This window comes from Cellulomonas sp. plas2 (assembly GCF_057221735.1).
The window spans coordinates 1,844,173-1,855,918 of sequence record NZ_CM170155.1; the positions used below are offsets into that span (position 1 = coordinate 1,844,173).

General features: G+C 76.1%; 14 protein-coding genes. 10 read left to right on the forward strand and 4 right to left on the reverse strand.

Annotation, left to right across the window (positions count from 1 at the left end; translation table 11 throughout):
- Positions 1-120: 120 nt before the first annotated feature.
- From pdxS to AC2TDM_RS08245, 3 genes are all read left to right on the forward strand, one after another.
- On the forward strand, positions 121-1,050 hold the full coding sequence (pdxS, locus tag AC2TDM_RS08235; protein WP_090030857.1) for a pyridoxal 5'-phosphate synthase lyase subunit PdxS: 930 nt from the start codon (positions 121-123) through the stop codon (positions 1,048-1,050).
- Positions 1,047-1,628, forward strand: coding sequence for an NUDIX hydrolase (locus AC2TDM_RS08240; protein WP_484636332.1), 582 nt, complete (start codon positions 1,047-1,049; stop codon positions 1,626-1,628). Before pdxS ends, AC2TDM_RS08240 begins: the two co-directional genes overlap by 4 nt.
- Positions 1,629-1,736: 108 nt before the next feature.
- The gene (locus AC2TDM_RS08245) at positions 1,737-2,972 is read left to right on the forward strand and encodes a pyridoxal phosphate-dependent aminotransferase (RefSeq protein ID WP_484636333.1); all 1,236 of its coding nucleotides are present in this window, start codon (positions 1,737-1,739) and stop codon (positions 2,970-2,972) included.
- Between the two features lie 26 nt (positions 2,973-2,998).
- Here the strand turns inward: AC2TDM_RS08245 and AC2TDM_RS08250 are convergent, their stop codons facing one another.
- Both AC2TDM_RS08250 and AC2TDM_RS08255 read right to left on the reverse strand, forming a co-directional pair.
- Positions 2,999-4,288 (reverse strand): aminotransferase class V-fold PLP-dependent enzyme, encoded by a 1,290-nt coding sequence (locus AC2TDM_RS08250; RefSeq protein WP_484636334.1) that lies wholly within the window; start codon positions 4,286-4,288, stop codon positions 2,999-3,001.
- A 32-nt stretch (positions 4,289-4,320) separates the two neighbouring features.
- Complete coding sequence (locus AC2TDM_RS08255) at positions 4,321-4,788, reverse strand: PPOX class F420-dependent oxidoreductase (protein ID WP_090030860.1); 468 nt, start codon at positions 4,786-4,788, stop codon at positions 4,321-4,323.
- An 82-nt stretch (positions 4,789-4,870) separates the two neighbouring features.
- On the opposite strand from AC2TDM_RS08255, the gene AC2TDM_RS08260 reads away from it, so the two are divergent.
- On the forward strand, positions 4,871-5,701 hold the full coding sequence (locus tag AC2TDM_RS08260) for a DNA-formamidopyrimidine glycosylase family protein (protein WP_484636335.1): 831 nt from the start codon (positions 4,871-4,873) through the stop codon (positions 5,699-5,701).
- Positions 5,702-5,703: 2 nt separating this feature from the next.
- On the opposite strand, the gene AC2TDM_RS08265 is transcribed toward AC2TDM_RS08260, so the two are convergent.
- A complete protein-coding gene (locus AC2TDM_RS08265; protein WP_484636336.1) occupies positions 5,704-6,429 on the reverse strand; it encodes an alpha/beta fold hydrolase in 726 nt (241 codons plus the stop codon).
- A 91-nt stretch (positions 6,430-6,520) separates the two neighbouring features.
- Positions 6,521-6,937: a DUF3253 domain-containing protein gene (locus AC2TDM_RS08270; RefSeq protein ID WP_484636337.1), complete on the reverse strand. Its 417-nt coding sequence runs from the start codon at positions 6,935-6,937 to the stop codon at positions 6,521-6,523.
- A gap of 39 nt (positions 6,938-6,976) precedes the next feature.
- Here AC2TDM_RS08270 and pdxT point away from each other — a divergent pair, with 39 nt between their 5' ends.
- The 6 genes from pdxT (at position 6,977) to yajC (ending at position 11,608) form a co-directional block, all read left to right on the forward strand.
- Complete coding sequence (gene pdxT, locus AC2TDM_RS08275; protein WP_090030863.1) at positions 6,977-7,627, forward strand: pyridoxal 5'-phosphate synthase glutaminase subunit PdxT; 651 nt, start codon at positions 6,977-6,979, stop codon at positions 7,625-7,627.
- A gap of 14 nt (positions 7,628-7,641) precedes the next feature.
- A complete protein-coding gene (locus AC2TDM_RS08280; protein ID WP_090030864.1) occupies positions 7,642-8,400 on the forward strand; it encodes a YebC/PmpR family DNA-binding transcriptional regulator in 759 nt (252 codons plus the stop codon).
- A 96-nt stretch (positions 8,401-8,496) separates the two neighbouring features.
- On the forward strand, positions 8,497-9,063 hold the full coding sequence (gene ruvC / locus AC2TDM_RS08285) for a crossover junction endodeoxyribonuclease RuvC (protein WP_090030985.1): 567 nt from the start codon (positions 8,497-8,499) through the stop codon (positions 9,061-9,063).
- 182 nt (positions 9,064-9,245) lie between these two features.
- A complete protein-coding gene (gene ruvA, locus AC2TDM_RS08290; protein WP_484636338.1) occupies positions 9,246-9,860 on the forward strand; it encodes a Holliday junction branch migration protein RuvA in 615 nt (204 codons plus the stop codon).
- 58 nt (positions 9,861-9,918) lie between these two features.
- Positions 9,919-10,962: a Holliday junction branch migration DNA helicase RuvB gene (gene ruvB / locus AC2TDM_RS08295; protein WP_090030986.1), complete on the forward strand. Its 1,044-nt coding sequence runs from the start codon at positions 9,919-9,921 to the stop codon at positions 10,960-10,962.
- 154 nt (positions 10,963-11,116) lie between these two features.
- The gene (gene yajC / locus AC2TDM_RS08300; RefSeq protein WP_484636339.1) at positions 11,117-11,608 is read left to right on the forward strand and encodes a preprotein translocase subunit YajC; all 492 of its coding nucleotides are present in this window, start codon (positions 11,117-11,119) and stop codon (positions 11,606-11,608) included.
- Positions 11,609-11,746: the final 138 nt, after the last annotated feature.

Sequence of the window (11,746 nt, forward strand, 5' to 3'; positions counted from 1 at the left end):
CCGGACGACCGCGCGCGGGGGACCTGAGACGTCGCCCCGGCGCCCGCGGGGCCGGGCCTACCATGGGCGCATCCACCACCGCCGCGCCGGCGACCCCGGCCTGGACCAGCGAGGCATGCCGTGACCGAGAACGCCCAGCCCACCGTCCCCGCCGCCGAGTCCTCGGCCCGTGCCGTCGGCACCGCGCGGGTCAAGCGGGGCATGGCGGAGATGCTCAAGGGCGGCGTCATCATGGACGTCGTCACCGCCGAGCAGGCCCGGATCGCCGAGGACGCCGGTGCCGTGGCGGTCATGGCGCTCGAGCGCGTGCCGGCCGACATCCGCGCGCAGGGCGGCGTCGCCCGCATGAGCGACCCGGACCTCATCGACTCGATCATCGCCGAGGTCTCCATCCCCGTGATGGCCAAGGCGCGCATCGGCCACTTCGTCGAGGCGCAGGTGCTGCAGTCGCTCGGCGTGGACTACATCGACGAGTCCGAGGTCCTGACGCCGGCGGACTACGCGCACCACATCGACAAGTGGGCGTTCACGGCGCCCTTCGTCTGCGGCGCGACGAACCTCGGCGAGGCGCTGCGGCGCATCACCGAGGGCGCGGCCATGATCCGCTCGAAGGGTGAGGCGGGCACCGGCGACGTCTCCAACGCCACGACGCACATGCGCACGATCCGCGCGGAGATCCGCCGCCTGACCTCGCTCCCGGAGGACGAGCTGTTCGTCGCCGCTAAGGAGCTGCAGGCGCCGTACGAGCTCGTCAAGGAGGTGGCCGAGGCCGGCAAGCTCCCCGTCGTGCTCTTCACCGCCGGCGGCATCGCCACCCCCGCCGACGCCGCGATGATGATGCAGCTCGGCGCCGAGGGCGTCTTCGTCGGCTCGGGCATCTTCAAGTCCGGCAACCCGGCCCAGCGCGCCGCCGCGATCGTCAAGGCCACGACCTTCCACGACGACCCCGACGTCATCGCCAAGGTCTCGCGCGGGCTCGGCGAGGCGATGGTCGGCATCAACGTCGAGGACGTCCCGGAGCCCCACCGCCTGGCCGAGCGCGGCTGGTGAGCGACGCGCCCTCCGGCGCGCGCAGCCACCTCGAGGGCGGCGGCCCAGTGCACGGCCCCGGCAGCCACTGGCAGCCGGGGCCGGACGGCGTCCTGCGGCGGCGCGCCGCGCGCGTGATCCTCGTCGACGCCCAGGACCGGGTCCTGCTCCTGCGCGGGCACGACGTCGACCAGCCCGAGCGGTCGTGGTGGTTCACCGTCGGCGGCGGGCTGGACCCCGACGAGAGCAGCCGGGCCGCGGCCGTGCGGGAGGTCCGGGAGGAGACGGGCCTCGTCGTCGACGACGCCGACCTCGTCGGGCCGGTGCTCACGCGGTCGGCCGTGTTCGACTTCGCCGCCGCCCACCTGTGGCAGGACGAGGAGTTCTTCCTCGCCCGCGTCGACGACGCCGCCGCGCTCAGCCGCGAGGGCTGGACCGCGATGGAGCTGGACGTCATCGACGAGGTGCGGTGGTGGGACCTCGACGACCTCGCGCGGGTCGAGATCGAGGTGTTCCCGGCGGACCTCGTCGCGCTCGTGCGGCCGCTGCTGGCGGGCTGGGACGGGGTGACACGGCACCTGGGGCTCGTCGAGGAGTAGGGCCCGCCGTCGCGGCCGGGTGTGACGGCCTGGTGTGACGTACGGGTGTGACGTCGTCGTCGTACCGGGTGGTAACACCGACCGGCGGCGCGGCGCTAGGGTCCGGTCGTGCCCACGACGTCCCGCGCCGCCGCCGCCGTCCCGCGCTCGGGGATCCGCCTGCTCATGGAGCTCGCGCTGCGCGACCCCGGCGCGATCCACCTCGAGATCGGCGAGCCGGACCTGCGCACGCCGGCGCACGTCGTCGAGGCGGCCGCGGCCGCGGCGCGGGCCGGGCACACCGGCTACACCTCGTCCGTCGGCACCGACGCGGTGCGGGCGGTGCTCGCGGACGTCGTGACGCGGTCCACGGGACGGAGCACGTCCGCCGACGAGGTCGTCGTCACGCACGGCGCCATGAACGGGCTCGCGCTGGCGTTCGCGGCGCTGCTCAGCCCGGGCGAGACGCTGCTCCTGCCCGACCCCGAGTTCCCGAACTGGCGCATGGCCGCCGTCGCGGCGGGACTGGACGTCGCCACCTACCCGTGCCTGCCCGAGCACGGGTTCGTGCCGCGGCCCGAGGACGTCGAGGCGGCCCTCACGCCGACGACCCGCGCGATCCTGCTGAACTCGCCGAACAACCCGACCGGGGCGGTCTACCCGCGCGAGGTCGTCGAGGCGTTCGTCGACCTCGCCCGTCGGCACGACCTGTGGCTGCTGTCCGACGAGTGCTACGACGCGATCACGTTCGACGCGGAGCACGTCAGCCCGCTGTCCCTCGACACGGACGGCCGCGTGGTGGTGTTCCGGACGATGTCGAAGACCTACGCGATGACCGGCTGGCGGCTGGGCTACGCGGTCGTGCCCGACGGCCACGCGCTCGACCTCATGGGTCACCTCGCGGAGGCCACCGTCGCGTGCCCGTCGAGCGTCTCCCAGCAGGCCGCGGTCGCCGCGGTGACGGGCCCGCAGGACGCGGTGGCCGACGCCGTGGCGTCCTACCGCTCCCGGCGTGACGCCGCCGTGGACCTGCTGACGCGGCGCGGGATCGCGTGCGTCCGTCCCGACGGCGCGTTCTACCTCATGGTCGACGTGGGTGTCGCCGACACGGACGCGTTCGCGCTGCGGCTCCTGCGCGAGCGGCACGTCGCGGTGGCGCCGGGCGCGACCTTCGGGTCCGCGGCCGCCGGCATGGTCAGGGTGAGCCTGGCCGCCGCCCCGGCCGACCTCCTGGAGGGGCTCGGGCGGCTCGCCGACCAGGTCGACGCGGACCGGGCGGCGGGGGTGGCGCGGGTCGCTCCCGTCGCAGACGCGGCCGGGGGACGGGTCGGCGTCGGCGCTCCCGTCACCGCTCCCGTCGGCTGAGCCGGCGGCTGACCGCGCCGGTCACGTCACCGTCGCGCGCCGGGACCAGCGCTCGTCGAGGTGCTCGCCGGCGGCGAGCACGGCCGCCAGCTCCCGCGCCGCGACCAGCATCTCCGCGTGGGTGAGGTAGGGCGCGCCACGCCGAGCCGGACGACGTCCGGCTCGCGGAAGTCGCCGACGACCCCGCGCGCGACGAGGGCCTGGACGACCCCGTAGGCGTCCGGGTGCCGTACGCCGACCTGCGAGCCGCGGCGGTCGTCGTCGTCGGGGGACACGAACGCCGCGCCCGGGACCAGTGCCGCCACGCAGCGGCGCAGGAAGCGCGTGAGGGACAGCGACCGGGCGCGGACCGCCTCCACCGGGACGCCGTCGAACGCGCGCAGCGCCGCCTCGAGCGCCAGCAGCGACAGGACGGGCGGCGTGCCGATGCGCAGCCGGGCGGCACCGTCGACCGGTTCGTGGTCCGGCGCCATGGCGAACGGGCGGGCGTGCGAGTGCCAGCCCGGGACGACGTTGCGGACGTGCGGCAGATGGCGGGCGGCGGCGTAGACGTACGCCGGGGCCCCGGGCCCGCCGTTGAGGTACTTGTAGCCGCACCCCACGGCCAGGTCGACCCCGTGGTCGTCGAGGTCGACCGGCACGGCCCCCGCCGAGTGGCACAGGTCCCACAGCGCGAGGGCGCCGGCGTCGTGGGCGGCGCGGGTCAGCCCCGGCAGGTCCCACAGCCGGCCCGTGCGGTAGTCGACGTGCGAGAGGGACACCACCGCGACGCGACGGCCCGTGGCGGCCAGGTCGGCCAGGGTGCGCGGGACCTCGTCGGGGTCGGCGAGGACCACGTCCCACCCGACCTGGTCCGCGACCCCGCGCGTGACGTACAGGTCCGTGGGGAACGAGCCCGGGTCGGTGACGACGACGTCCGCCCCGGGTCGCAGCGCCGCGGCGGCGTGCAGCGCCTGGTGCAGCCGGACGGTCGTGGAGTCGCCGGCGACGACCTGCCCGGGTGCGGCGCCGACGAGGCGCCCGATCGCGTCGCCGACGCGCGTCGGGGCCTCCCACCAGCCGTGCGTGTTCCACGAGGCGACGAGGTCGCGGCCCCACTGCACGCGCACGGCGTCCGTCACCGCCTCGGCGACGCCGACCGGCAGCGCCCCCAGCGAGTTGCCGTCGAGGTAGACGACGTCCTCGGGCAGGTCGAACCGGCGACGTAGGTCGGTGGCCGCATGGGCGAGGTCCAGCGCGACGGCCCGCGCGGCGAGGGTGTCGCCCGTGCCGCTACCCGTGTGAAGGACGTCCGGACCGGGGGGAGCGGTGCTCATGGCCGTCGACCCTACGGGGCGGTGCGCTGCCCTCAGGCCTCGGCGAGGCGCGCCGGGAACCCGCCGGTCGCGACGGGTCCCCAGCGCGTGGGCGTCACGCGGAGGAGGACCTTGCCCTGCGCGACCATGGCCCGGCGGTACTCGTCCCAGTCGGGGTGCTCGCCGGCGATGACGCGGAAGTAGTCGACGAGGGGCTCGAGCGCCTCGGGCAGGTCGAGCACCTCGGCCTCCCCGTCGACCTGCACCCACGCGCCGCCGAAGTCGTCGGAGAGCACCAGCAGGCTCACCTGCGGGTCGCGGCGCGCGTTGTGCACCTTGGCCCGCTCGGGATACGTGGACACGACGAACCGGCCCTGCTCGTCCACGCCGGCCGTGACGGGCGACGCCTGCGGCGACCCGTCGCGCCGGCGGGTCATGAGGACGACGTGGTGCCTGCCGCGGGCGAAGTCGAGGAGGCCCTCGCGGTCGACGGTGGTGGAGGTCGCGATCGTGCGTGCCATGGCGAGGAGGCTACGTCGGCGGCACCATCGCGGCACGGACCGGCCGGGCCTGGGCGGACGAGGACGAGGACGAGGAGGCGCGGTGCCGGAGGGGGACAGCGTGCACCGGCTGGCCCGGCGGCTGGACCGCGCGCTGCGCGGTCAGCCCGTCGTGCGCTCGGACCTGCGGGTGCCGCAGCTGGCGACGACGGTGCTCGCGGGGACGACCGTCCTCGAGCACGCCACGCACGGCAAGCACCTGCTCACCCGGTTCGACGACGGCCGCACGCTGCACAGCCACCTGCACATGGACGGGGAATGGACCGTGACGGCCCCGGGGAAGCGGCTGCCGACGCGGGTCGCGCACGAGGTCCGCCTCGTGCTCGTGCTCGGCACCGGCGCCACCGCGTGGGGGCTGCGCCTGCACGACCTGCGCGTCGTGCCGACCGCGCGTGAGCCCGACCTCGTCGGGCACCTCGGGCCGGACCCGCTGCGCGACGACTGGGACGCGGAGGAGGCCGTGCGGCGCCTGGGTGCCGACCCCGCGCGTCCCCTCGCGGCCGCCCTGCTCGACCAGCGGCTCGTCGCCGGGCTCGGGAACCTGTGGGCGAACGAGCTCGCCTTCCTCATCGGGGCGAGCCCGTGGACGCCCGTCGGCGAGGTCGACCTGCCGGCGCTCGTCGACCGCGCCGCCCGAGCCCTACGCCGGTCGGCCACCGTGCCCGGCGCGTACCAGGTCACGGTGCCGCCCGTGCTGCCGGGCCGTCCGCGGCGCGGCGAGGAGCACTGGGTCGCGGGGCGCGCCGGCCGGTCCTGCCTGCGCTGCGGCACGACCGTCCGCGTCGTGGCCGAGCGTCCCGGCGACCCCGAGCGCCGGCGGACCTGGTGGTGCCCGACGTGCCAGCCGGGACCGGGCCCCGAGCCGGGCCGCTGAGGTCAGGGCGCGCCGGCCCGCGTGCGTGCGGCCCCTCCCACCGCCGCCACGACCGCGGCCGCCAGGTCCTCGGGCCGGGAGAGCTGCGGCCAGTGGCCCGTCGGCAGCTCGACCACCTCGACGTCGTGCACGCGACCCAGCTCGGCGACGTACGGGTGCCCCTCCGCGACGAGGGCGCGCAGCACGGGCTCGGGCATCGTGCAGCTGATGACGGTGACGGGGACGTCGTACCGTCGCTCGTCGTGCAGCCGTTGCGGGCCGGCCGCCACGAGCGGCGGCACCGTGAGGGCGGCGCCCTCCAACCGGTCGCGGAGCTCGGGCGTCAGGCCCTCGAGCTCCTCGGGGCCGAACGCGTCCCACCCGGGGAACGGCACCACGCCGTCCACCACGGGCAGCTCCGCGTTGACGACGTCCCCGTCGCCGAGCGGCCCGCTGTCGACGTAGACCACCCGCGCGGCGCGGTCCGGGCGGGCGTCCGCGACGGCGTGGGCCACCGCGCCGCCGCCGCTGTGCCCGACGACCACCACGGGTCCGGGCAGCGTGTCGACGAGTGCGACCACGTCGGCGGCCTGGTCGGCCAGGGTGGTGGCCGCCACCTCGGCCGCCGGTCGGCCGGTGCCCAGCGGTGTGACGGGGTGGGGCGTGTGACCGGCGGCGGCCAGCGCCGCGGTGACGGGCGCCCACGAGGACGCCTCCAACCAGAACCCGGGGATCAGCACGACGTCCATGCGGCGACCGTAGGACGAGGCACCGACACGCGACAGGCACCCGTCCGGGAACCCGTGGGCGGATCCGCCCAGAGACCCGTCCAGCGACCGCTCAGACGCGGCGGATCCGGATCGGGCCGCGGGCCGTCGACGGGTCGACCACCGCACCACCCTGCGTGATCTCGACCTCGCCGGCGGCGACGAGCCGCCGGGCCGCCTGCCGTGCCGGCTCCATGAGGTCGCGCCAGTCGTCGCCGCCGACGCGCCGGGCCGCCTCCGACGGGCAGATGGTCGCCCCGCGGGCACGCGCCGCGAGCAGGGCGCGCACCGCGTCCTCGAGCGCCGCGTCCTGCGGCGTCAGCCCGTGCGAGCGGCAGGCCGCGGAGCAGTAGCGGACCTGCTCCCAGTCGCGCTCCCACTTCTTGCGCCACGTGATCGTGCGGCCGCAGACGGCGCAGGGCCGCGTCGGCAGATCCGCGCGTGCCGGAGTCCGTGCCGGCGTCCGTGCCGCCTTCGTCGCGTGCGCCACGCCCACCTCCACCGACCCGCCCGAACATAGGATGACCCGGTGCCCCAGGACCCCTCCAGCGTCGCACCGACCGCCTCAGCACGCCCGCGGATCGGGGTGCTGGCGCTGCAGGGCGACGTGCGCGAGCACCTGCACGCCCTCGAGGCGGTGGGCGCGCAGGGCGTGCCCGTGCGCCGCGAGCGGGAGCTGGCGTCCGTCGACGGCCTCGTCCTGCCGGGCGGGGAGTCGACGACGATGGACAAGCTCCTGCGCGCCTTCGACCTCGCCGAGCCCGTGCGGGCCCGCATCGCCGACGGCATGCCGGCCTACGGGTCCTGCGCGGGGATGATCCTGCTCGCGGACCGTGTGCTGGGCGGGATCGAGGGGCAGCGCACCCTCGGCGGCATGGACGTCACGGTCCGCCGCAACGCCTTCGGCCGGCAGGTGGACTCCTTCGAGACGGACCTGACGATCGAGGGCATCGACGACTCCCACGACGACCCGCTGCACGCCGTGTTCATCCGTGCGCCCTGGGTCGAGGAGGTCGGGCCGTCGGCCCAGGTCCTCGGCCGCGTCGAGGGCGGGCCGGCCGCCGGTAGGATCGTCGCGGTACGCCAGGGCCCCCTGCTCGTCACCTCGTTCCACCCGGAGGTCACGGGCGACACGCGGGTGCACCGGCTGTTCGTCCAGATCGTCGGCGAGAGCCGCTGAAGGGGTAGCGAGTCATGTCCGGTCACTCCAAGTGGGCCACGACCAAGCACAAGAAGGCCGTGGTCGACGCCAAGCGCGCGAAGTCGTTCGCCAAGCTCATCAAGAACATCGAGGTCGCGGCCCGCACGGGCGGCGGTGACCTGTCGGGCAACCCCACGCTCGTCGACGCGGTGCAGAAGGCGAAGAAGTCCTCCGTTCCGAACGACAACATCGACCGCGCCATCAAGCGCGGGTCCGGCCAGGAGGCCGGCGGCGCGGACTACCAGGGCATCACGTACGAGGGGTACGGCCCCGGCGGCATCGCGGTCCTCGTCGAGTGCCTCACCGACAACCGCAACCGCGCCGCCTCCGACGTGCGCGTCGCCTTCACCCGCAACGGCGGCCAGATGGCCGACCCGGGCTCGGTGGCGTACCTCTTCTCCCGCAAGGGCGTCGTCGTCGTGCCCAAGGAGGGCACGGACGAGGACGCCGTGATGGAGGCGGTCCTCGACGCGGGCGGCGAGGAGGTCAACGACCTCGGCGACTCCTTCGAGGTGCTGACGGAGGCCACGGACCTCGTCCCGGTGCGCACCGCGCTGCAGGAGGCCGGCATCGAGTACGACTCCGCCGACGTCGTCTTCCACCCGGCCACGCAGATCGAGGTCGACGCCGAGGGCGCGCGGAAGATCCTGCGGCTCATCGACGCGCTCGAGGACTCCGACGACGTGCAGAACGTCTACGCCAACTTCGACGCCTCCGACGAGGTGCTGGCGGAGCTCGACGAGGACGACTGACCCCAGCACGCGCCCGGTCGACGACCTGACCGCTCCCGCGGCGGGCCGCGGCGCGCCCCACGTCCCCACGGCGCCCGTGCTGCGAGCATGGGCGCCGTGCGCGTCCTCGGAGTCGACCCCGGCCTCACCCGGTGCGGGCTCGGCGTCGTCGACGGGCTCCCCGGCCGCCGGCTCGCGGTGGTCGCGGTCGGCGTCGCGACGTCCCCGCCGGACGCGGACATCGACCAGCGGCTGCTGCGGATCGAGCGGTCCGTCGAGGAGTGGCTCGAGGAGCACGCGCCCGACACCGTCGCCATCGAGCGCGTGTTCGCCAACCACCAGGTGTCGACGGTGATGGGCACCGCGCAGGTAGCCGGCCTGGCCATGGTCGCGGCCGCCCGGCGGCGCATCCCCGTCGCGCTGCACACCCCCAGCGAGGTCAAGGCCGCGGTCACGGGCAACGGGCGCGCGGACAAGGCGCAGGTGCAGACGATGGTGACCCGCCTCCTGCGGCTCGACGAACGCCCCCGCCCGGCCGACGCCGCGGACGCGCTGGCCCTCGCGATCTGCCACCTCTGGCGTCCCGCGGGCGCGGTCGGTGCGCCGCAGCGGCCCCCGTCGTCGCTCACCGCGGCGCAGCGCGCCTGGGCGGCCGCCGAGCAGGCGGCCCGCCGGCGCGCCTGAACCACCGCGCGGCGGTGGTCCGGGGCCTCGTCGCCCGCGGGCGCCGCCCAGCACGGTGCTTCCGCGCCGTCCCCAGCACCGCGTGGCGTTCGTACGCGTGTTCGTCGTCCTGTGGCACGCTGTGCGCCGGTGGCGCGGTGCGGCGCCGGCCGGACGAGGGGTCGACAGAGGGGCGGGACGGCGTGATCGCGTCGGTGCACGGGACGGTGCTGGCGGTGCGGCTGGACGCCGCGGTCATCGAGGTGGGGGGCGTCGGCATGCTCGTGCAGGCGACGCCCGCGACGCTCGCTGGCCTGCGTGTGGGGTGCACGGCACGGCTGCACACGTCGCTCGTCGTGCGGGAGGACTCACTGACGCTGTTCGGGTTCGCCGAGGCGGACGAGCGCGAGGTCTTCGAGGTCGTGCAGACCGTCTCCGGGGTCGGGCCGCGCCTGGCCCTGGCGATGCTGGCCGTGCACACGCCGGAGGGGCTGCGGCGCGCGGTGGCGGACGAGGACCTCACGGCCCTCATGCGGGTACCGGGCATCGGACGCAAGGGCGCGCAGCGCATCGTCCTCGAGCTGGCGGACCGCCTGGGCGCGCCGACGGGGGCGACCACGGGCGTGCCCGCCCCGCCGGCGGGTCCTGACGGGCGCGACCAGGTGGTCGAGGCGCTCGTCGGGCTGGGCTGGAACGCGAAGGCCGCCGGCGATGCGGTCGCCGCCGTGCTCGAGGGCAGCGAGGGCCCGGTGGCCCCGGAGGAGGTGGCCGGGCTCCTGCGGGGTGCGCTGCGGCTGCTCGGCGGCCAGCGTGGCTGACGGGCGCGGGCTGGCGGACGACGGGCCCGGCGCGCTCGAGGACGGTCTCCCGCGCGGTCTGCTCGACGACGCGCCCGCGGCGCCCTCGCTCGTGCGACCGGGCGCGGACGACCTCGAGCGCGCCGCCGAGGCGGCGCTGCGGCCGCGGCGGCTGGACGAGTTCGTGGGGCAGCGGGTCGTGCGCGACCAGCTCTCCCTCGTGCTGCAGGCAGCGCGGCAGCGGGACCGCGCGCCGGACCACGTGCTGCTGTCGGGCCCGCCCGGCCTGGGCAAGACGACGCTGGCGATGATCATCGCGGCCGAGCTCGGCACGTCGCTGCGCATCACGAGCGGGCCGGCCATCCAGCACGCCGGCGACCTGGCGGCGGTCCTGTCCTCCCTCGAGGAGGGCGAGGTGCTGTTCCTCGACGAGATCCACCGCCTCGCGCGGCCGGCCGAGGAGCTGCTCTACGTCGCCATGGAGGACTTCCGCGTGGACGTGGTCGTCGGGAAGGGCGCGGGCGCCAGCGCGATCCCGCTGGCCCTGCCGCCCTTCACGGTCGTCGGTGCCACGACGCGCGCGGGCCTGCTGCCGGCGCCCCTGCGGGACCGCTTCGGCTTCACGGGCCACCTCGACTTCTACGACGCCGGCGAGCTCGAGCAGGTCCTCACGCGGTCGGCAGGCCTGCTGGGGGTGGTCCTGGCACCCGAGGCCGCGGCGGAGATCGCCGGCCGCAGCCGGGGCACGCCCCGCATCGCCAACCGGCTGCTGCGGCGCGTGCGCGACTGGGCCGAGGTGCGCGGGGACGGCTCGCTGGACCTCGCGGCGGCGCGCGCGGCGCTGGCGGTCTTCGAGGTCGACGAGCGCGGGCTGGACCGGCTGGACCGCTCGGTGCTGGAGGCGCTGTGCCTGCGGTTCGGCGGGGGGCCGGTCGGGCTCACGACGCTGGCCGTCGCGGTGGGGGAGGAGCCGGAGACGGTGGAGACCGTCGCCGAGCCGTTCCTCGTCCGGGAGGGCCTCGTCGGCCGCACCCCGCGGGGCCGGGTGGCTCTCGCCCCGGCCTGGACGCACCTCGGCCTGCCGGTCCCGCCGTCGGCGGGCGGCGACACGCTCTTCGGCTGAGCATCCGGTGCCCGCGCACCCCTCGACGTGGCGGTGACGGGCGTGCGTCGTCGTCGTCGGGGGAACCGGGCGCGGCGCCGGGTCGTTGGGAGCGCGGGTCCGCAGCGCCTAGACTGCGGGCCGACCACGTCGACCCTGATCGGAGCACCACCTCGTGGAACTGATCCTCCTGGCCGTCCTCATGGGCGGTGTGCTGTGGTTCATGAGCCGCGGCACCCGCAAGCAGCAGAAGGAGGCGGCGAACTTCCGGTCCAACCTGGCGCCGGGCGACGAGGTCATGACCGGGTCGGGCTTCTTCGGCACGGTCGTCGCCGTCGAGGACGACGTCATCACGCTCGAGTCCACGCCCGGCCAGGAGTCGCGCTGGCTGCGCGCCGCGATCGCCAAGCGCGTCGACCCGCCGGTCGCCACGGACGACGCCGACGAGTACGAGGACGAGTACGACGACGACGAGTACGACGACGCCGACGCGACGGACCCGGTGCTCGACGGCGCGACGGGGGGCCGCCGCACCGGCGGAGCCACCGCGGCCACGCCGCCCCCGCCCCCGGGCACGCTCGGTGGCACGGTCGGTGGCACGGTCGGGGGCACGCTCGGCGGCACCGCCGGCACCACGCCCACCGGGGGCGACGACACCCGCCGCTGATCGACCCGGGCGCCCCTCGGGGCGCCCGCCGGTCGGCACCGCTCACGTGGCTGCCGCGCCGGACCGAGAGAGAGACAGACCACCGTCCGGCCGACCACCGGCCGGAACCCTCCGGTGTCCACCGGAGCCCTCCCGCCG

Bases quoted from the DNA above. Each gene is read 5' to 3' on its own strand.
- AC2TDM_RS08255 (WP_090030860.1), bottom strand. From the start codon at position 4,788: ATGGCACGCACGATCGCGACCTCCACCACCGTCGACCGCGAGGGCCTC.
- AC2TDM_RS08265 (WP_484636336.1), bottom strand. From the start codon at position 6,429: ATGGACGTCGTGCTGATCCCCGGGTTCTGGTTGGAGGCGTCCTCGTGG.
- AC2TDM_RS08250 (WP_484636334.1), bottom strand. From the start codon at position 4,288: ATGAGCACCGCTCCCCCCGGTCCGGACGTCCTTCACACGGGTAGCGGC.
- AC2TDM_RS08280 (WP_090030864.1), top strand. From the start codon at position 7,642: ATGTCCGGTCACTCCAAGTGGGCCACGACCAAGCACAAGAAGGCCGTG.